The sequence below is a fragment of the Pseudomonas sp. E102 genome (genome assembly GCF_052660185.1).
This window is the reverse complement of sequence record NZ_CP084025.1, coordinates 3,165,812-3,186,993: the sequence shown is the minus strand read 5'-3', so window position 1 is coordinate 3,186,993 and position 21,182 is coordinate 3,165,812. Positions and strand designations below refer to the sequence as shown.

General features: G+C 61.6%; 12 protein-coding genes. 5 read left to right on the top strand and 7 right to left on the bottom strand.

All coding sequences use genetic code 11. The annotated features are described in order from the left end of the window. Nucleotides 1–75: 75 nt before the first annotated feature. On the top strand, nucleotides 76–597 hold the full coding sequence (locus DOCECA_RS14440) for a nuclear transport factor 2 family protein (RefSeq protein ID WP_445570728.1): 522 nt from the start codon (nucleotides 76–78) through the stop codon (nucleotides 595–597). On the opposite strand, the gene DOCECA_RS14435 is transcribed toward DOCECA_RS14440, so the two are convergent. Beyond that, nucleotides 542–1,519 carry a DMT family transporter gene (locus DOCECA_RS14435; RefSeq protein WP_434607056.1) on the bottom strand — a complete coding sequence of 326 codons (978 nt, stop codon included), beginning with the start codon at nucleotides 1,517–1,519 and terminating at the stop codon, nucleotides 542–544. The two genes, DOCECA_RS14440 and DOCECA_RS14435, sit on opposite strands and share 56 nt — an antisense overlap. A 127-nt stretch (nucleotides 1,520–1,646) precedes the next feature. On the opposite strand from DOCECA_RS14435, the gene DOCECA_RS14430 reads away from it, so the two are divergent. The 3 genes from DOCECA_RS14430 (at nucleotide 1,647) to DOCECA_RS14420 (ending at nucleotide 4,277) form a co-directional block, all read left to right on the top strand. Next, nucleotides 1,647–2,228, top strand: coding sequence for a hypothetical protein (locus DOCECA_RS14430; RefSeq protein WP_434607054.1), 582 nt, complete (start codon nucleotides 1,647–1,649; stop codon nucleotides 2,226–2,228). Nucleotides 2,229–2,272: 44 nt separating this feature from the next. Next, nucleotides 2,273–2,845: a GNAT family N-acetyltransferase gene (locus tag DOCECA_RS14425; RefSeq protein ID WP_445570727.1), complete on the top strand. Its 573-nt coding sequence runs from the start codon at nucleotides 2,273–2,275 to the stop codon at nucleotides 2,843–2,845. Between the two features lie 259 nt (nucleotides 2,846–3,104). Further along, on the top strand, nucleotides 3,105–4,277 hold the full coding sequence (locus DOCECA_RS14420; RefSeq protein WP_434559954.1) for a zinc-dependent alcohol dehydrogenase: 1,173 nt from the start codon (nucleotides 3,105–3,107) through the stop codon (nucleotides 4,275–4,277). A 143-nt stretch (nucleotides 4,278–4,420) separates the two neighbouring features. Here DOCECA_RS14420 and DOCECA_RS14415 read toward each other — a convergent pair whose 3' ends face one another. Genes DOCECA_RS14415 through DOCECA_RS14390 form a run of 6 tightly spaced genes read right to left on the bottom strand, consistent with a single transcriptional unit; the run spans nucleotide 4,421 to nucleotide 18,533 of the window. Beyond that, nucleotides 4,421–6,595 (bottom strand): HlyD family efflux transporter periplasmic adaptor subunit, encoded by a 2,175-nt coding sequence (locus DOCECA_RS14415; protein WP_445570726.1) that lies wholly within the window; start codon nucleotides 6,593–6,595, stop codon nucleotides 4,421–4,423. Further along, nucleotides 6,592–7,971, bottom strand: coding sequence for an efflux RND transporter periplasmic adaptor subunit (locus tag DOCECA_RS14410; protein WP_445570725.1), 1,380 nt, complete (start codon nucleotides 7,969–7,971; stop codon nucleotides 6,592–6,594). Before DOCECA_RS14410 ends, DOCECA_RS14415 begins: the two co-directional genes overlap by 4 nt. After that, on the bottom strand, nucleotides 7,968–8,729 hold the full coding sequence (locus DOCECA_RS14405) for an efflux RND transporter periplasmic adaptor subunit (RefSeq protein WP_434559948.1): 762 nt from the start codon (nucleotides 8,727–8,729) through the stop codon (nucleotides 7,968–7,970). Before DOCECA_RS14405 ends, DOCECA_RS14410 begins: the two co-directional genes overlap by 4 nt. After that, nucleotides 8,726–10,624: a TolC family protein gene (locus DOCECA_RS14400; protein ID WP_445570724.1), complete on the bottom strand. Its 1,899-nt coding sequence runs from the start codon at nucleotides 10,622–10,624 to the stop codon at nucleotides 8,726–8,728. Before DOCECA_RS14400 ends, DOCECA_RS14405 begins: the two co-directional genes overlap by 4 nt. Nucleotides 10,625–10,663: 39 nt before the next feature. Next, on the bottom strand, nucleotides 10,664–18,262 hold the full coding sequence (locus tag DOCECA_RS14395; RefSeq protein WP_445570723.1) for an Ig-like domain-containing protein: 7,599 nt from the start codon (nucleotides 18,260–18,262) through the stop codon (nucleotides 10,664–10,666). Nucleotides 18,263–18,308: 46 nt separating this feature from the next. Next, nucleotides 18,309–18,533, bottom strand: a complete 225-nt coding sequence (locus DOCECA_RS14390) for a hypothetical protein (RefSeq protein ID WP_434559942.1) — start codon at nucleotides 18,531–18,533, stop codon at nucleotides 18,309–18,311. Between the two features lie 240 nt (nucleotides 18,534–18,773). Between DOCECA_RS14390 and DOCECA_RS14385 the strand changes: the two genes are divergently transcribed. After that, nucleotides 18,774–20,963, top strand: coding sequence for a response regulator (locus DOCECA_RS14385; RefSeq protein WP_445570722.1), 2,190 nt, complete (start codon nucleotides 18,774–18,776; stop codon nucleotides 20,961–20,963). Nucleotides 20,964–21,182: the final 219 nt, after the last annotated feature.

Sequence of the window (21,182 nt, the reverse complement as noted above, 5' to 3'; positions counted from 1 at the left end):
TGCAGTATCGAGCAAAGACCTCTCCCCGTATGCCGTTAAGGTTCTATTGAAATTTAATGGCTGTGGGAGAACATCATGACCCGGTGGATGAGTTTGGCTTGGCAAGCCCAAGTGCTTGCACTTTCTTTTATATTCTCAGCGGGCAACGGCTGGGCTTCGGAAAATGTTCAACGTACCAATACGGATCTGGTTCGCCAGGCTTTCGCGAATTGGCAGGAGGGCAACGGCACGGTCTTCGACCTGCTGGCGCCGGATGCCAAATGGACCGTGGCCGGGACAAGCCCGGTGTCAGGCGTCTACACCAGCAAGGCTGAGTTGGCCCAAGCCGTGCGCCCGATCACTGCTCGGCTGGCTACGCCGATTGTGCCAACGGTGCAAAGCATCATTGCCGAGAACGACGTCGTGGTTGTTCTTTGGAACGGCACAGCCACGGCACTTGATCACAAGCCCTATTACAACACTTACCTGTGGCACATGACGCTCAAGGATGGGCAAATCACACAGGTGACGGCGTTGTTGGATACTTACGCATTGGATGAGCTCATGCGTCGGGTGACGCCGCAATTACGCTTACATGGTCCCGCGTCGTCAGGATGATCCGCACCGCCATGACCACCCCAACCAGTACAGCCGCAAGTCCTGATGCCTCTAGAAGCGTCGGAAGTCGGTGGTGAAACCATAGGCCAAGCAGCGTGGCGAACACCGATTCCAAGGCGATCAATTGCCCGGAAAGCACCATGGGCAAACGCTGGGACGCGGCGTTCCAAGCCCAGGCACCGACTAAGGACGACATCAGCGCAATCACGAAACCCCAGAGATATAAACGGCCCGCAACGGAAACGCTGAACCCCAGGCTCGGCAGTTTGAGCAGGTCGAACGCTTGTACCGCCGGTAACAAGCACAAGGTGCCCAGTCCGGCACCGACCATCATGAGGCCAGTCCACGCACCGGATGCGTGGGGTGGCAGCGCGAGCAAGGCGCGTTGGTTCAACCCGCTGAATGCGAGCCATAAGAGCACGGCTGCGATTGAGAACATTAATCCCATCAGCCACGATCCTGCGCCCGCAGCGGGATGATGGAGAGCCCCGAGATTCGACACCAGCAGCCCAACCGTCAAGAAAACCAAGGGGATCGCCAGTTTGCGCCACGGGAGGGTCTTGGCCGTGGCGTTGCCCAGCAGCGCCAGCAACACGGGCACCATACCAATGAAGGCCGGCGTCAGCACCGGCCCGCCGAAGATGATGCCGGCGGCGATGCACGCGCTATAGCCGAGGTAGCCGATCACGCCCAGGCTTGCGGCCACAAGCATCTGATCACACCGCAGGTGCCGAAGCTGGGCCCGGTAGAGCAGCACGACACCCAGGCCCAGGGCACCGGCAACCAGGAACCGTACGACCAACAAGTCGTAGATCGTGTAGGCACCGGTGACGTAAGGCGCAATGAAGTTCAAGGCCCAGCTCAGCGTCGCGATGATTGCGAGGGCCAAGCCCGCGATGAGGTTTGATTGAGCCTGGATCATCAGGCGTGCGCCCCGATACATCGGCCATTGCAGAGTGTCTGCGAACCCCTTATAAAATCTCGCGCTGACATCGCGTCCCTCTCGACCGTCGTTGGCCCTGGATAACAGACCTGCATGGAGCATCATCGTGAGCGAATCACCGCACCCCCTCAACCCCCGACTCAACATTTGCTCGCGCAAGACGTCCCGCGTGCTGCGACAGGCCTGGAGCATCAGCCTCCTGGCCCTGCTCAGCGGTTGCGGAGCGCTGTCGGATGTCCGTTCTTTCTCCACCCCTTACTCAACGCCTGACGGTGGCGAGACCGCGCGTTTGCGGGTAATCAGCGACGGCATGGTCAGGGCCGTACCCAAGTCTGACTGCGTGGACTTCCGCCAGCCAGGCGCCGGGGTCATGGTGGCGTTCCGGGATGGCTATGCCAATCGCAACGGCGAAAGCCTGGGCATGCCAGACGACGACAAGCATTCATCTTCCACGGTCATGACTGAGCTGTTGATACCGGCCGGGCAGCCCATCGCTTTTCATTACATCGGCGATCGATGCTACAACATGTTCAGCTTTGTCCCTAAGGCAGGGGAGGATTACCAACTGGACGCCGCGGGCCGTTTTGAATGTGAAGTGAGGCTCAAGCAACTGCCCGCGGCGACGACGCAACTGCCCCCTTCATTCTTGAAGGACAGCAAATTGTGCAGGGTTACGGATAACCTGTAGCGGGGGGCGGGCACGCCATAACATCTGAAAAAGGAGTTTTCATCATGAGCCCCATTCCCACGCTCCAAACCCGCCGCCTTATCCTTACCCCCCTGGCGCTGTCGGACGCACCGGCAATTCAACGGCTATTTCCGCATTGGGAAGTGGTCCGCTACCTCGACAGTCGTGTGCCCTGGCCCTACCCGGATGACGGCGCGCTGACCTACGTGCGCGATCAGGCGCTCCCCGCTGTTGCCGCCGGACGCGAGTGGCACTGGATGATTCGCTTGGCCGAAGATCCCACTCAGCGTATCGGCAGCATCAGCCTGTACGACCAGCCCGGCAACAACCGCGGTTTCTGGTTGGCGCCGCAATGGCAGGGAAAAGGCTACATGCGCGAGGCTTGCGCGGCGATCAACATCTATTGGTTCGAAACGCTGGAGCGTCCGGTCATGCAAGTGCCGAAGGCGGTGGGTAACCTGGCTTCTCGCAGGATTTCGGAGCGTGAAGGCATGCGGATGGTCGGGACGCAGCAGGGCGACTTTGTCTTTGGGGCCTCGCTCAAGGAGGTTTGGGAGATGACGCGTGAGGAGTGGTTTGGGGAAGAAGCTGTGTCAAGGATACCCAGTCGTACCTGAATGATCCCGGATTTTTGGGCGCGGTCTTTCTTATCGGGCCGGTGGAGGCAAGTTTTTCGGGGGCAATGAGTCTGGGGTGAGCGGAGGGAAGAGCCGCTTGATAACCCGAATGACGGCGCAGCCGTCCATCGCGTTTTACCGATGTGGGCAGACATGCTTTGAACTTGTCGCGTTTTCCTCCGACCGAAAACATCAGTAGGTGCGCATAACGAGAATGTTCATGGCTGGCGCACCGACCCTGTTCAGGAGGTGTACCAAGATGAAAGCGTTACGCTGGCATGGAAAAAAAGATATCCGCTGTGATGATCATCTGCCCGACCCCACCATAGAAGACCCACGTGACGCCATTATCAAGGTCACCTCGTGCGCCATCTGCGGCTCGGACCTGCACTTGTACGATGGCTTCATGCCCGGCATGAAGCATGGCGACATCATGGGCCATGAGTTCATGGGTGAAGTAGTGGAAGTGGGTTCGGCCAACAAGAAACTGAAAATTGGCGATCGCGTGGTGGTGCCCTTTACGATTTGCTGTGGTGAATGCGATCAATGCCGTCGGGGTAACTTCTCGGTCTGCGAGCGCAGCAACCGCAACAAGGACCTGGCCGACAAGGCCTTCGGCCACACCACTGCCGGGCTGTTCGGTTATACCCATCTGACTGGCGGCTATCCTGGCGGCCAGGCCGAGTACGTGCGGGTGCCTTATGCGGACTTTACCCCGGTGGTGATTCCGGACGGCCTGACCGATGAGCAAGTGCTGTTTCTAGGGGATATATTCCCCACCGGTTGGCAGGCGGCCGTGCAATGCGATATCCAGCCCACCGACACCGTGGCCATCTGGGGCGCCGGTCCGGTAGGACAGTTCACGGTGCGCAGCGCGGTGATCCTGGGAGCCAAGCAGGTGGTGTGCATCGACAACGTGCCCGAGCGCCTGGCCATGGCCAAGGCCGGGGGCGCCATCACCATCAACTTCGATGACGAAAGTGTGCTGGACCGCTTGGCCGAGCTGACGGGCGGCAAGGGCCCAGAGAAATGCATCGACGCGGTAGGCATGGAATCCCACGCGACCCGTTCGTTCGATTCCATCTACGATCGGGTCAAGCAAGCGGTGATGCTGGAGTCAGACCGCCCCCACGTGCTGCGGGAGATGATGTATGTGTGCCGCCCCGCCGGCACGTTGTCCATCCCCGGTGTGTATGGCGGCTTGATCGACAAGATCCCGTTCGGCGCGGCCATGAACAAGGGCCTGACTTTCAAGATGGGGCAGACCCACGTGAACCGCTGGACCGACGACCTGCTCCGGCGCATCCAGGAGGGGCAGATCGATCCAAGCTTCGTCATCACTCATACCGTGAGCCTTCAAGACGGCCCGCAAATGTACAACACCTTCCGGGACAAAAAAGACGGCTGTGTGAAGGTGGTGCTCAAGCCTTGAGCCGACGATGCACCCGTGGCGAGGGAGCTCGCTCCCGCTTGAGTGCGAAGCGCTCACAAAAAAGGGGCCGCTGCTCCCGAGGCGTCGGAGCGGCCCAGCGGGAGCAAGTCTCCTCACCACGGGGGAGCAGGCGAAAGCCCCCTTCAGAACCCGCTTTCCCTGATCAGAATCGACAACGCATCGGTGAACAGCTCTGCAACCGGGCTGATGCGGGCCCCCTCGATGGACACGTTGCCCAGGCGCATCATCATCTGGGCGGGAGGGGCGTCCAAACGTATTCTCACCCGGTAAAGGGCATCACGGATCTGCAGGTTCCGGTCCTGTTTTGCGGAGACGGCGATGGGACCGCCGTAGGTCGTGCTCAGCATGAGATGCGGGACGTTCTGGGTGCGTGAATCGTCAATGCCGATCACTTCTCCCTCAAGCGTCGTGCCGCTGCCTCCCTGTGCATAAAAGCGCGCGCGAGCGCCAACGGCCACGCGCGAGAGGTCTTGCTGGCGAACGAATGCTTCCACCGTCCAGCTATCGGGGCTGACCAAGACGCCCAGCGGCTGATTGGGCTTGACCCAGACGCCGGGCTGCACGGCGGGGTCGATGTCGATGAGCACTCCGGCCATCGGGGCGCGCAATGTCAGGCGTTGCAACTCGGCCGCCTGGGCGGCGGACTCGGCTTGCTGACGGTTGAGCTGGCTGGCAATCGAGGCATATTTTTCGGCCCCATCGGCAGTTCCGGGGAGTCCGGCGAGTTGCGCGCGCAACGCGAGGGTCGCTTTGTGAGACCGTTCGGCCTTGTCGCGTATGACCGGGGAATCCAGAACGACCAAGGTTGAACCGGCTTCGATCGGTTGCCCGGCGAGAGGCATTTCCACCAGCCGGGACGGCAAGGGACTATAGAGCGTGTATTGAACCTCTGCATGCAGCCAGGCGGGCGCCTGCACCTGGGTGCTCCACGGCAAGGCGGCCAATAGCATCAGCGCGCCTGGCCCGAGCAAAAGCAGACGACCTCGCCGCGTGGGGATCTCCTTGCGACGATCCCACCAGACCTTGAGTTCACGCTGGATAGGCATGACGACGAACCATGCAATTTCGACTAGGAACAACAAGATACCCAGCGCCTTGAAAAACAGGTAATACACGGCGACGGCGATGCCGAGAAACACTACCAGGCGATAGATACGGGTGACGATGGCAAAGGCAATGAGAAAACCACGCAGGCGCGGCGCTACGACTTCCGGATCGGGTTCGTCCCAGGACAACAGGCGACGGCGCATCCAGGCTTGCGCCAAGGCACCCGAGCGCTCGTGGAGGTTGGGCAGGTCGAGCCAATCCGACAGCAAAAAATACCCATCAAAGCGCATGAAGGGGCTGGCATTGAGGGCCAATGAAATCATCCAACTGGTGGTCGCCAGGAAGAACAGCCCGCTCTTGAGCATTGGGTTTTCGCACAAGGCCCAACCTAGCGTCGAAACTCCGGCAACCAGCAGCTCCACGAGAATGCCGGCACCGGCGATGTGAAAGCGTTGACGGCGGTCGGCGAGCTTCCAGGATTCGCTGGTATCGGTGTAGAGCACCGGCCATAGCACCAGGAATGCCACGCCCATGTGCGCGACGCGCACGCCGTAGCGCGTAGCCGTATAGGCATGGCCGAGCTCGTGAAGGCACTTGGTAATCGCCAGGGCTACCAGATAACCGACCAGGCCTTGCGGTGACAGGCTTTGCTGGAAGCTGGCAACGAACACATCCCATTGCTGTTCGACGAAGAACAGGCCCAGCACGATGGCGAGGGCGATGCACACCAGAAAGGTCCGGCTGAACAGTGGCGCGACCCAGGGCAGGGTTTTTTCTAACAGGCGCTGCGGACGCCAGAGCGGCACGCGCATGAACAGGTAATTGTGAAGCAACCATTGCCAACCGGTGTGCTTGCCTTGCCGGGCCATCTCTTCCAGGCGTCGGGTACCGGTGACGTCGCTGACATGCAATAACTGATGGCGGCTCAGAAACGCCAACAAGGCCGCCAGTTCCGCTCGGCTGACGTTCAGGGGCGTTTCGGCCGCGAGCGCCTCGAGCAAGCGGGTCGGGCTACCCAGGGACCAGCGTGACAGGATCTCGAACTCCAGCCAGCCGATGTTGAAGAACCGGTTACCGACCGGGTCCTGGATCATCCAGGCTGGCGAGCCATCACGTTGCGCGGCCGCGGGAATCAGGCGCAAGTCTTCGCGCACCGCGGGCAGGTGTTCGGGAAGATGTACGTCTGGGCCTTGCAATGTCGATCCGGCCGATGAGCCCGACAGCAGAGTCGCCAGGTCCAGTTCGCTCACAGCCCGCTCCATTCACGCAGGGCGGCCAACGGACGGCGCATGACGTAATAGATCAGCGGTACCGATTCGCCATACAGCTTGGCGGTGCCCTTGAGGCCGATCCGAGCCAACTGGCTGGCATCACCCTGGAACTGCCCCCGAATGCGATACGAGGGAATGTTGTCTGGCGAAAGCGTGGCCTGGTAGCTGGTCTGGATCAGGCTGGCGGTCAAGGGCGATAGCGGCGCAACGTGCAGGAACAGACGAATTTCAGAACCGGTATCGAGGTTGATGGCATTGGCCACCGGGAGCCAGACCAGCACCCCCGCATCTTGCGGGTCGGCCAGCTGGATGATGCGCTCGCCAGTGACCACCGGCTTGCCGATCCAATCATTGGTGTCGCCAAATATCGCGATGCCGTCGCGTGGCGCTCGGACCACATTGCGCTCAAGCATTTCGTCGAGCCAAGCGACCTCGGCCTGTTTCTCCTGCACTTGCCCATTGAGCGCGGCCAGCTCGCCCTTGCTCTGTGCGCTTTCGAAGGCTTTTTGCGCAGCGAGCAGCGCTTCGGACCGGGCGACTTCCAGCGCTTGCCGGGCAACCGCGCGGCGATTGCGCAGGGTCGTGTCGTCGAGGCTGAACAGCGGTTGATCCTTTTGCACCATCTGGTTGGGCTGCACCAGGAACTCGTGCACCACGCCATCTTGCGGGGAGGCGATGGCCATCGCGTTATGGGCTTCGATCTCGGCCGGTGCCAGGGCGCTCAGTCGGACCGGCACCAGGCACGCCAGGGCCATGGCCGTCCCCAACGCCAATAAACGCCACGGGCGCTGTCGCCAGACTTGCCAGCGGGCGCCGAGCGTGGGGCGTTTGTTGGTCAGCGCCGCGAGGCAGTAGGCATAGGTTTGCCCCAGTCTGGCGAGCAGGGCCTGGGTGTGTTCGTCCGGCTCGGTATCGCAGGCAAGCAGCAACATGCCACGACGTGAATGATCGCGAGGCGGTAGCGGTACGCACAGCAGATGCATCGGCATCCATTCGGTCCAGCCCTCGGCGAAGCTTTCGGGAAGGTCCCGGGCTCGCAACAGATGCAAGACGGTGGCTGGTGTCGATTCGGCCGATAACGCGGGCTGCGTCCAGAGATGCTGGGCCAGCCTCTTGAGCCAGACGGTAAACGGTGTCTCTTCAGGCAGCACCGCCAAGCTGGAAACGTTGCTCAGCGAGGGCTTGCCCAGCACATCGCTGACAAATACATAGCCTTGGCGATAACGCAAAAGTTGCCACGTTTCGTTGACTATCACAAAACCCAGCTCGGCGGTACTGCGCGCTTCTTGTGCGCGCTGCTCAAGATGCAGCAGCACCGCGACCGGGTTGGGCGCTGTATTGGCTTGGGCGTTCATTGCGGCGCTTCGAACAGCGCAGTGCCACTCATGCCGGCGAGCAGATCGACGGGCCGGCCTTCGATCACCCCTTCAAGCTCGATGGTCTGGCTGACGGCGTCGACCTGGCCGTTGATGGCGCTGACTTTGGCGGGATAACGTTTGCCGGTCTCACCCAAATCAACCTGGAAGGGCAGGTCGGGCTTGAGCCAGACCAACCATTTGGAAGGTACATTCACACGTACCTTCAATGGCCCTTTGCTGATGATGTCGAGCAGTGGTTGGCCCAGGTTGACGCCCTGAAAGGCTTTGACCTGGACCTTGACCACGCGCCCGTCGAACGGTGCGAGCACGTTGCATTGTTGTTGCTGGGCCCGGTACTGGGCCACCTGGGCAGCGGCTTTCTCTGCGGCACTGGCGGCCAGCGAAACTTCCACCTCGCCGGCGGACTGCAACCCTTGCAAGCGCAGCTTGGCGTCATGGGTTTCACGGGCGGAGCTCAGGTCGGCCTGGGCCATCTTCAGGCGAGCGACCTGTTCGTCGCAGTCGAAACTGACGAGCACGTCACCCTTGCTGAACGTCGATCCCAGCGACGCGTTGACCGCGCGTACCCGCCCCACCAGCTGGCTCGCCAGGGTGGTTTCCTGGTCGGCCACCAGCAGCACGCGTACGCCGGCATCGGTTTCGCTTTGTGCCCATGCCGGTTGCGCTGACACGACCAGACCGAGCAACGAACCGCCGATCACAGAAAGAGAAGCACAACGTGATCGGATCTTCATTTCGAGGCCACCTGTGTTGGGCCCGATTTCAACCACGCGCGCAAATTCGGCACTTCAGCGACCGTGGCGGCTTCGCAGAATGCGTTCAAGGAATCTCTGTCCGGCTGGGCGCGCAACGTGCTCTGGTAGTGACTGGTGCCTGCCACGCTTCCGTCGGCACGGCGCAGGCTTACGCTCCATTCACCGCGACGGATACCGTCCTGAACGTTGGCGATACGCAGTTGCATGATCAGCGTAGGCCCGGGCTGGTTGTTTTCGGCAAGCACGAACTGGTTGCGTTTCAATGCTTGGCGAGCCACTTCGAGCATGTCATTGGCTGCCCGGGTATCGCCTGAGTATTCCAGGCGTACCGCCAGCGGTTGCTGCGAAGGCAACTCTCCGATCGCCGTCGTGAACGCCTGGCGTTCTGAACGGCTCAGGCTTTCCTGCAGTTGTTGCGAGAGTTGCTGCAAGTCGCTGGCGTCGCGCACGTCTTCGGGTAGCACGTCCAGGCCCAGGGAGTTGTAGATGCGCCCGAAAGCGGTCTGCGCCGTGGCGTAGGCCGAGTATCGCTGGAACTGTGCGAGCAGGGCGCGGGTTTCGGTGCGAATGACTTCAAGCTCGGAATCGGTGCGGGACGACACCGAAGCGCGGGCGAACTTGGCCATGCGTTGATCGACCTGGCTCGACTGGTCGGCCAGGTCGTAATCGACCAAGGCGAGCTTGTAGCGCTCCACCGAGATGCGCACTTGTGTCAGCACGGCCATCGAGAGCGCAAGGCGGCGCGCGTTGTCGGTTTTTTCCTGGGAGGCGCTGGCTTTTTGCGTGGCCGGGATGGCCGCCAGCTTGAACAGGTTGGCGCTGACCTGTACGCCGCTGTCGACCCAGTTGCTGTTATAGAGATATTTGTTGGAGTCGTACTGATCGTTGATGTTGATTCCAAGGCTGGGCAGCAGTGCCAGCAATTGGCGTCGCGCTTCGTCCGCCGAAATGCGCTTGCGATAGTCTTCCTCACGCAGCTCAGGACGCGCCTGTAAGGCGATTTCCTCAAGTTTGGCCATGTCGACCGGGACGCCAGGCAGCGAGGGCTCGCTTTCTTCAGCCAGCGTGAATTGGGTGCCCGGTGGAATGCTCATCAGCGCGGCCAATTCGCGTTTGGCGAATTCCAGATCCTGGCGGCGAGCGTTGAGCAAAGTGGTCGCGTCCAGCAGGGCGCTTTGGTAAGCCAACGCCTGTGCCGGCGGTAGCAGACCCTGTACCTCGGCCTCCCGTGATTTGCCCAGCGCCAGGCGTACACGGTTCAGCAGCTCGTCGGCCTGGCTTTCAAGACGCTGGGCGCCCAGGGCGCGCCAGTAGGAGGTGCGCAAGTCCTGCAGAACCGTTTGCATCACGCGTCGGCGTCGCTCCTCGGCGATCAGGTATTGGTCGGCACTCTGCTTGGCGCGGTAGTAGCTGACGCCAAAGTCCAGCAGGTTCCAGGAAAACTCAGCGTTGGCCAGTGTCCGGTTACGCTCGACGGAGGAGGAGGGGATCAACGAAACCGTGTTGGTTTCAATGCCGACGCTCGTACCACCCGACTCGTTGTTGCGCGACGTGTAGCCAGCCGAGACCAGCATCTTGGGAAGCATGTCGTAACGTGAAACGTCATGCAGGCCCGCCGCCAGAGCCGATTCCATCAACTTCAGGCGATAGTCGAGGTTGTATTTGAGCGAGCGTGCCAGCGCGTCGGCGAAGGTCAATGGCCCCTTGATCGGTTCCTGGTCGGCGTAAAGCTGGAGCTGGTCCCCGGCCACTCGTTGGTGAATTTCATCTTGTTGCAACGGTTTCGGCGCAACGGAGCAGCCTGCCAGGCCGATAACCATGGCCGCGACCCAGCCTGCGCCCAGTACTGAACGATTTTTTTCCATCAAAGACATGTGATTACCGTTTTTATAAGGAAAGTAGAGGACGTTGGGTCAACCTTTGCGCTGGGGCGCCGGTAGCCGTTCGACTTGAGTGGACGAATGAGGCTGGCGCTGTTTGGCGGCCTGGCTGATTTGGTCACTGAAGGAAACGGCCGCCTTGGGCTGATCAGACGGCGGGCTGGGCTTGACTTCTCTTGCCGAAGGCTCTTCAGCCCCAGGCTGCAAGGCATCGAAATCGCCGAACAAGCTATGGCCACCGGTGAAATACAGGCTGTCCTTGAATTTGAGCGAACCTTCCTGGTAATCGACGGTTTTTTGCGAATCCTGTACCGCCAGCGTGACGTGTAGGTTAGGAACGAAACCGAGGCCGATCCCGATCGACTCCGAACGTATTTCGCCGCTGTAGGCTTCGGCATAGCCGGAGCGCAGCGGGTCGAGTCGTTCATCGGCCTGGATTTGCGAATCCATCACCGGAAGCGTGACGAACAAGCCCGGCACCATGTCGCGCCGTACGCTCAACGAATCAAGCTGCCAATCCGGGTATTCATGGCGCAGAACGTCGCCGGTGGGCGCGTTCCGATCTGTCGAGACATCGGACGTGGGCGGCAGCGGCAATGTCGAGGAGTCCATGCGCAGCCTCAATTGCGCCGTTGCGAAGCCACCATGGTCGTCGGTGATCCGATAATCGATGGTCGGCACCGCGCCGAGATAATTGGCGTTCGGTGTAAATACGAAGCGGCCATCGAGGTCGAGCCTAATCGTGCCGACGCCTGGGATTGCCACGCTGTCGCCGGCCGCGAAGGTGCCGGTCACGCCATCCACGGTGAAGTCGACCACATGAATCGCATCGTTCTCGGGGTCGCTGTCGTTGCCGAGCACGCTGCCCCTGATCGGGTCTCCTTGGGGCGCGCTATGAACACCGTCGTTGACGGCCACGGGCGGCTCATTGATATGGATGCGCACTTGGGCGGTGTCGCTGCCACCCACGCCATCGCTGATCACGTAGGTGATCGTGACATCGCCCGTGACGCCGGGTGCCGGGGTGAAATCCAGGGTTCCGTCTGGGTTGATCGTAACGCTGCCGTCAGCGCTCTGGGCGTGGGTGACGGTGAGCGGATGGCCGCTCGGATCGGTGTCGTTGGCCAACACCTGTATGGATTGGATGGGCGTGTCGCGGTCCGTGAGCAACACCCCGTCATCGTTGGCGACAGGCGTGGAATTGACCCGGATGGTCAGGTCGGCATTGTCGGTACCGCCCGCGCCGTCGGTGATGCTGTAGGTCACCACCGGCACATCGCCGTGGAAGGTCGCAACCGGCGTGAAGAGGTAACTGCCGTCGGCGTTGAGCGTCAGGGTGCCGACACCGGTAATGGTTGCGGTATCGCCAGGATTGAAAGTGCTCGCAACCCCCGCGACGGTAAACCCGGCGACGCTCAGCGGATGACCTTCCGGATCACTGTCGTTGGGCAGGACGTTGCCGCTGGCCGGCGTGCCCTGCTGGACGGTTTGCAGCCCATCGTCTACCGCCACTGGCGGCGCGTTGACCCGAATCGTCAGGTCGGCGCTGTCGGTACCGCCCACGCCGTCGGTGATGCTGTAGGTCACCACCGGTACATCGCCGTGGTAGGTGGGGATCGGCGTGAAGAGGTAGCTGCCGTCGGCGTTGAGCGTCAGGGTGCCGACACCGGCAATGGTTGCGGTATCGCCAGGATTGAAACTGCCGACTACCCCCGCCACGGTGAACCCGCCGACACTCAGGGAGTTGCCGTCCGGGTCGCTGTCATTGGGCAGGACATTGCCGCTGGCCGGATCGCCTTGCTGAACGGTTTGCAGACCATCGTCCACCGCAACCGGTGGCGCGTTGACCCGGATGGTGAGGTCGGCGGTGTCGGCGCCGCCCGTGCCATCGGTGATGCTGTAGGTCACCACCGGCACATCGCCGTGGAAGGATGGCGCTGGTGTAAACAAGTAGCTGCCGTTGGCATTGAGGGTCAGGGTGCCGACGCCGGCAATGGTGGCGGTATCGCCAGGATTGAACGTGCCGACGACCCCCGCGACGGTGAACCCGGTGACACTCAAAGGGTTGCCGTCCGGGTCGCTGTCATTGGGCAGGACATTGCCGCTGGCCGGATCGCCTTGCTGGACGGTTTGCAGGCCATCGTCCACGGCCACCGGCGCGGTGTTGAGGTGGATGGTGATGGTTTGCGTCGCGATTTTCCGCCCTTCGGCGCCTTGGTCCTGGCCGCTGCCGGCAGTGCCGCTGTCGGTGGTGTTCGGGTTCTGGTCGTTGAGCACGAAGTCGACGGCTACGTCGGCGCTGGCCGATGTCGAGGCGTTGGTGTTGCTGTAGGTGACGGCGCCCATCACTTTGCCGACCACTGAACCGTCGGCATCGGCGTTGAAGGTGACTTGCAGCGTGCCCGAGGCATTGCTGATGCTGCCCACGACCACCCCGTCGACGAGCAGGTCGCTGCCGTTGACCTGAACACCGACCGCATCGTCCCCCGCATCGCTGTCGAAAAGGCCAAAGACATCATCGGCATTGCCGCCGCCCTGACGGTTGATGGTCAGCGTCGCGCCCTGCCATTTGTCAGCACTCACATCCAGTTCGAGGTCGCTGACGGCCACATTGCCGTCGCCATCCAGACGAACGGGGTTGCCGCCCTTGGTCACGGTTTGCGAGCTGTCGAGGCCCGAGGCCAAAGGCGCATCGTTGACCGGCAGCACGGTTACATTGATCGTGCGGGTGGTGATCAGCGCGGCGGTGGTGCCGTCGGCGTAGTCGAAATCGCCCGGGTTCTGGTTGGCATCGTCGGTGTCGCCGGTCAACGCTCCAGGACGCTGCCCGGTGCTGCCGCCATCGTTGACGGAAACCGTCACCGTGAAGTTGCCCGTGTAGTCGCTGCCTGCCGGCGCGCCCGTGGCCGTCGGGTAAGTAATCGTCAGGGCCTGCAGACGAGCGTTGACTTCGGCTTGGGTGGCCCCGCTGATCGTCACCGTATCGCTGCCCACACCGCTGATCGAACCACCACTGCCGCCCACGCCGGAAATCACCCCCTGGCTGACGTGTACGATGGCCGAGAACGTATTGGCACCGTTGGCGTCCGGGTCACTGATGGTGAACCCACCCACACTGCCGGTCAGGTTGAGGGTCGCCGAGCCTTCCCTGACGGTGACGTCGCTGGCGGTAACCTGGGTCGGGTCGTTGAGGCTGGAAACAAACAGCGTCCGCGTGTTGCTGCCCATATTGAGCGTGAGCGAGCCAGGCAACGCCGCGTAGGGATCGATAACGGTGGCGGGGACCACGGCGGTCGAAGCACCGGACGGATTCAAGCCGCCGTTGGCCAGACCACTGGCATCCAGCACGCCGGTGGCAACGTCGCGAATGCGGTCGTCGGCAATCACCTGCACCCTGTAGCTGGTGTCGGTGTTGGCAAGGGTGCCGCTGAGGGTAACCTGCAAACCCGCGAGGTAAGCATTGACGTTGGCCAGGCTGCCGCGGATGACCAGTGCACTGTCGGTGCCGGAATGGGTGTCATCGATTTCGAAGCTGGTGTGATCTTCCGTGGGCGAGCTGGTGGAGCCGAGAATGATGTCGGTGTAGCTCGCTTGGCTCAGCGGCACGCCATTGGCATCGGTCAGGCGCACGGTCACCTGAGTGAAGTCCTGTTCCGGCGAAGCGCTCTCGCCTGGCGGTGCGCTGATGCCCCCACCGTCGTTGTAGTCTCGATCCGAGACCGAGAACCCCGGCACGGCCACCGCTGCGCCGCTTTGGCCTATCGCCAGGCTACCGCTGCCTGCCGTTACGGTAGGGGCGTCGTTGGTCGCTTGCAGGGTGATTGCCAGTTCGCTGGTCTGGGCGGGCGACGCAACGCTGCCACTGCCCACGTCACCACCGATGGCGGCGGTGCCTTCGTTCAATTGCACGCTGAGCGTAACGTCGCCAGCAGCGGCACCGTTGTAGTCGTGGTTGGCGTGGGCTGCGCTGGTGTAAGTCAAGCCAGTGCCGGCGGCGTTGAGCAGCGACTGGATATCGTCCGCCCGACCGATCAGGGTGACGCTGTTGCTGTTATCGCCACTGATGCTCACGGTTCGCCCTGACGGCAGGGTGATGGTGGTCTGCGTACCCGCGCCGCCAATCCCCAGTATGCCTTGGCCCGATGGCACGCTGACCGTCACGGAGACCGGAACGTCGAGGGCCGTGGACTCGGTATCGACCACCGAGATGCCGGTGACGGCGGTCGAGCGATCTTCGTTGATCAGTTGGGACGCCGGGATACCCACGCTGGGCAGGCTGTTGATTGTCGACACGCGGACCAACACGCTGGCCTGTGCCAGGTTGAGGTCGGTGCCGGTGACGCTGTCGGTGTATCCATCGAATTCAACGGCGGAGATCGGCTGCCCGTTGCCGCCGGGGGTGGCCGCCTGGTTTTCGCTGCCGCCATTGGCCCCCGTCGTCAGGTTGCCGCCGGCGTCACGCAGCCGATCATCGACCACGACCTGGATACGGTATTGATGGTCCTCGTTGCTGGGGTCGTTGACGCTGGCGGTCAGGGTCGCCAGCGCCGCGTTGACTTCGGCCCGGGTGCCGCGAAGGACCAGGTAATCGCCATTGCCGTCTTTATCGGCGTCTCGGGTAGCGCCGCCGCCCAGGCCGACGGAGAGGGTGACGCCCGCATACTCGCCCGCCGTGAAAGCGGTGCCGTCGGTCTGGGTCAGCCGCACGATGACTTGCACCGAATCCTGCGTGCCGACGCCGCTCAAGTCATCGAGATCGCCCACCGTGAAGCCGCCCACCGGATTGTTGCCAGCGACGGTGCTGTCGATATTGACCGGGTTGTTGGGGGCAGACACCGTTGGCTTGTCGTTGGTCGGCAGAATTTCGATGTTGTAGGTCGATGCCGTGGCGGTGACGCCCTGGGCGAATGAGCCACTGTCGTTGGCGCTGAAATCACCGTCACTGACGATGTAGGAAAATGAGTCGTTGCTGGTTTCACTGCCGTCATGTTGATAAGTGACGCGATTGGCGTCCAGGTCGGCTTGGGTGAAGACCGAGCCGAGCCCGAGGACGCCGCCGTTGAGCATCAACCTGCCATGCTCCGGAATAGCGGTGAGCCGGTATTGGCGCTGTAGGCTGGAGTTATCGTCATCGCCGTACACAAGGTGCGCGCCGCCCACCGAGCCATTTATCGTCCCGGATCCATCGGCATTGGCATAACCCGATGCACCCCCGATCACTGCCGATTCCCCTTCGTGGATGGCGCCCGCTTCACCGGCGACCAGTTGGGATTTGGAATTGAACGCGGGCGCATCGTTGACCGGTGATATGGTGATCGGCACCACCAAAGCCGAGCCGGTGCTGGATTGGTTGGTACCCGCTCCGACGGCCACGCCCTGGTCGTCAACGGGCACCACGGAAAAACTGTCAGTAAAGTTTTCGCTGCCGTCATGGACGTACTTCAGGTCGCCCGCGGCCAATTGCGCCGAGGTCACGGTCTGATTCAACGTCACGGTCACGCCGCCAAGCGTCAGGTGACCGAATTGTGGCAGCGCACTGATCTGCAGGATGACGTCGTTGCTCGTGGCGTATTGGGTGCCGCCGCTGGCATCGGCTTGTCTGTCGGTATCGGCGACCACGATGTTGCCGTTGGTAATGGTGACGGTGCCGCCTTCGGCCGTGAATACCCGATCGTCATTGGTGGCGGTCGGTGTGTCGTTTTTCGGCACGATACTGAGGCTGAAATTTTCGGTCGCGGTGGTCAGCGTCCCGTCGGAAACCGAGAATTGGAAGTTGTCGACAAAGTGTTCGTCGCCGCTGTGCTGGAACGTAACGCGTCCAGCGTCCACGTCGGCCTGGGTGAAGGTGCCGAACGCACCGATCGCCACACCGTCGAGCAGCAATGTGCCGCTGCCCGGCGTGACCAGCACCCGGTACGTCAAACCGTCGGCGGGGGTGAAGTCATCCGTGGCGTTGAGGTCGGCGGTCGTCAGCGTGTAGCTGGCGGCTTCGTCGATCGTCGCGGTTTTGTCGCCGCCGCTGACGGGCGCCTGGTTAGGCGCGGGGTCGGCCGGCAGTGCCCCCGGCAACGTCGATGGCTCGGCCGGCACGTGGACGTTGAACGTCTTGACCGTCAACGAGCTGTTGGCCGCGTCGGTGTCGTAGATACCGCCATCGCGCGCGCTTGGATACAGGCGTACGCCGCCGTCCTTGACGGTAAAGCTCATGCTGTCGGTTCGCGCCGTGCCGGTATAGGCCCGAACGTGATAGACCACGTTGCCTGCGTTGATGTCGGCCTGGGTAAAGCTCGATCCCACCACCAGCAACCCACCGTTGAGCGTGAAATAACCGACGTTTCTGTCGGGCACGGCGGTGAGCGTATACCTGAGGCTGGAATCGAAGGAGTCGTTGTCGGTGACCTGCAGCATGGCGTTGGTGACGACGCGGATCGTTTCCCCAGGATTCAGGTTCTGGTCGATGCTGTGATCCAGGACCGGATCGTCGTTGTTGGGCAGGATGGTGAGATCGACGGTCAACGTCGACGTCTTGGGCACACCGGTGCCGCCGCCGTCATCGGTGACATTGAGCAAGAAGCTATCGGTGGCGCCGGCCCCGCTGGCTTCGCTGCCGTCGTGGCTGTAGGTGAGCTTGGAGAGGTCCAGGATGACGAAGCTGCTGTCGGTGATCACCACGCCGTCATAGCGCAACGTACCGTGGGTCGGCAGGGAGTTGAGCGTATAGGTGAAATCAACACCCGGGGATTGATCGGGATCGCCGATCTGGATCGTGCCACGGGGCGTGCCGATTGGGCTGACCAGGTTGCCGTTGTCGGTCAGGTTGACGCTTTGCTCGCCCTCGATGATCGTGATGGTGCCGCTCGATGTCGGCGCCTGGTTCACCGGATTGACGTGAACCTGCACGTTGTGGTCATGAACGACGCCGCCGGCGCCGTCATCGATGGTAATGGTGAAACTGTCGGTGAGGCCCGCGGGATTGATGACCTGGTCGCCATTGTGGCGATAGCTGAGGTTGGCGATCTGGTCGATGGAAAAACTCGACCCTACCCCTAGCTCCTTACCGTTGAGCAACAAGGTGCCATTGCTCGCCAGGGAGGTGAGCTTGATGATGACCTGTTGCTGCACGTTATCGACGTCGGTCATGCCCAGGTTGCTTTGGGTGAAGCCCTTGCCGTCGGGGGAGCTGGTGGCCGGCGAGAAATTCGCCGTCCCGCCTTCGTCCACCTGCAACGCCGGGCCACTGCCGGAAATCGTCGGTGCGTCATTGACCGGGGTCAGGTTGATGTCGATGGTTTTGCTGGTGGTATTGCTGCCGTCGTTGCTGGTCAACGTAAACGAGGCAGCACCATTGAAGTTGCTGTCGCCCCGGAACGACATGCCGTTCAAGGCGGCGTTGATGTCTGCCAGCGAGCCGCTGAAACTGATGCTGGCGCCGCCATTGCCGGTCAAGCCGGTGAGGCCATTGGTACTGGCCAGGTTCAGCGTGCCATGGCTGGCATTCAAGGTGACGTGTTGTGTTGCGCTATCGGTGTCGCTGACGCTGATGCCGCTTATCGCGACGGAAGCATCTTCGGCGCCGCTACGTGCCACGACCGCAGTATCGGCGATGACCGCCGCCGCGCCGTCGAATAGCATTCGTTGTTCAAGGGCGAAAAACCTGTTGCGTGATACTGGAGATACATCACTTCTGGGTTTGGTGTTCTTCACCGTTTCGCCCCTGATTTTTTTTCTTATCTATATGTCCTTCGCCTGTTTCGTCGGACACCTGCGTTATCGCAGTCTCGTCCGCTTGCGCCTTCGTCTCCATGTCTCGGGCGGGTATGGCAAATACCAAGTGCGCCTGTTTTATCGGCGCCTGCAAGCCGATCTTTAGCCCCATGATCCACATCTTTTCGAGTCGCTGCATCGCCTTGATCCGACGATGCGTACTGGTCGCCAGAGGAGGCGAAAGCCCGCCACTTTCGTTGGTTTGTAGGACGTTGCTGTAGCCTTTCGGTCGAGAATCGTCATTTGTTGGGTAATTGCAGCCCGACACATCCCACAATCCAATCGCACTTTCCTACCCCGCGCGGGATAATACGGCCCTGCCTGGGGTCACAAGCTTTTCCCCTCGCTGGGTATTGGCGTGCCAGAAGGATCGAACGCAATGACAGATTGGCTCCAGAGCTATGGAGAAATGGCTGAAAGGGTGCGCCGTCACGATTGGAACGACACCTCCCTCGGACCCTTCGAAAAGTGGCCAGATGTGCTCAAGACCACCGTGGCGCTGAGCTTTGCGTCCCATTTTCCCCAAGCAATCGTTTGGGGCCCCGAGCTGGTCATGCTGTACAACGATGCGTTCTTGCCCATCCTCGGTAGCAAACCCGAAGCATTGGGCCGTCCGTTCGATCAGGTTTGGCAGGAAGCCTGGAGCGATATCGGGCCGATCGTGGGCGCGGCCTTCGAGGGACAAGCGACCTATATCGAGAATTTTCCGTTGGTCATCGAACGTGGCGGTGGCCCCGAGAAAGCTTTTTTCACGTTCTGCTACAGCCCCATCCGGGATCAGTTCGGCAAGGTCGTGGGTATGCTGGACACGGTCACCGAGACGACTTCCACGGTGCTCATGACCCAACGCCTGGCGGTGCTCGATGCCATTGGCAGTGCCGTGGCCAATGCCACGGATCCGCAGGCGATCATGGCAACCACCGCGCGCATTCTCGCGGCGCACCTCAACCTGTCCAACTGCGCCTATGCCGATATGGATGAGGACGAGGATGGCTTCACGATTCGTGGCGATTGGGCGAGGGCTGGGTCGCCCAGCATCATCGGGCATTACCGTCTGCTGGATTTCGGCCGGTTGGCGGTCACCAATCTGCGGGCAGGCAAGCCATTGGTGATCAACGACAACCTGACGGAGCTGGCGCCTGAGGAAGCGGCTGCGTTCCAGTCGATAGGCATCGCGGCCACCATTTGCGTCCCGCTGATCAAGGATGGTCGCTTGACGGCGCTGATGGCGATCCATGACAAAACACCGAGAACCTGGACGTCGAACGACCTGACGTTGCTGATGGAGGTCACCGAGCGCTGCTGGGCCCACATCGAACGCGCCCGTGCGGACGCTGCGGTGCGTGAAGGCCTGGCGGCACTGGCCGAACTGAACGCGACCCTGGAACAACGGGTCGAGGAGCGCACGACGCGGCTGCAACAGACCGAAGCGGCGCTTCGCCAGTCGCAAAAGCTCGAAGCCATCGGCCAGCTCACCGGTGGCGTGGCCCATGACTTCAACAACCTGCTGACCATCATCCGGTCCTCGGTCGACTTCCTGCGCATGCCCAACCTATCCGACGATCGCCGGCAGCGCTACATGGTCGCGGTTTCCGAAACGGTGGAGCGGGCTTCGAAGCTGACCAGCCAGTTACTCGCGTTTGCACGGCGACAGCCGTTGAAGCCGGAAATCATCGACGTGGGCAAGCAAGTCCAGAGCCTGGGGGACATGCTGGAAACGGTCACGGGGGCGCGCATCCACGTCAAGGTCCAATTGTGTGAACAGCCTTGCTACATCCGCGCGGATCTGAGCCAGTTCGAGACGGCGCTGATCAACATGGCCTTGAACGCCCGGGATGCCATGAACGGCCAGGGAACGTTGTGGTTGAGGCTCGATTGTGGGCACAGCATGCCGCCGATCCGAGGCCATGCCGGGGCAGGGCAGGCCTTCGCCGCCATCGCGCTGGAGGACACCGGGACGGGAATCGACCCGCAAATACTCGAGCATATTTTCGAACCGTTCTTCACCACCAAGGAAGTGGGCAAGGGCACGGGGCTGGGGTTGTCTCAGGTATTTGGTTTCGCCAAGCAGTCGGGAGGCAACGTCGATGTTTCCACCGTCGTCGGTAAGGGCACCGTCTTCACGCTGTATCTCCCGGAAGTCGAACCAGAAGGAGTCCAGGCGCCCAAACGCGAGGAAACCACGCCTATGGTGCTGGAGAAGGGCCGGCGTCGGGTATTGATCGTGGAGGACAACTTGGAAGTGGGGCGTTTCGCCAACCAGATCCTGCAAGACCTGGGATACGAAACGGCCTGGGCGACCAATGCCGAGCAGGCGTTGGAGATGATTGGCCAGGATGCGACGAGGTTCGACGCCGTATTCTCCGATGTCGTCATGCCCGGCATCAGCGGAATCGCCCTGGCGAGGGAATTGCACAAGCGTCGCCCGGAGCTGCCGGTGGTGTTGACGTCTGGTTACAGCGAGGAGCTGGCTCGAAGCGGGCATGAAGGTTTCGAGTTTCTGTCCAAACCTTATTCGGCTGATCAGGTTTCCAGGGTTCTGAGCCGCACCATACTGGGCGCGGAGTGAGTGTTTCCTTTTTGAAACAGTGGGTTCCGTTCGTCGGTCAGGGCGGGTTGCGGACAGGCAGTCTGTTGATGACCCGCTAGTCTCACTGACGTGAAAGTCGATATGTATAGGCAATCGTTGTTGCCGGTATCGGCTTCGTCGAAGGGGAAATGCGATGGGAGCACAGTACAGCGAGGAAAATGGCGCCGCGTATCCGGTCAACGAAGGTCTACAGTGTGG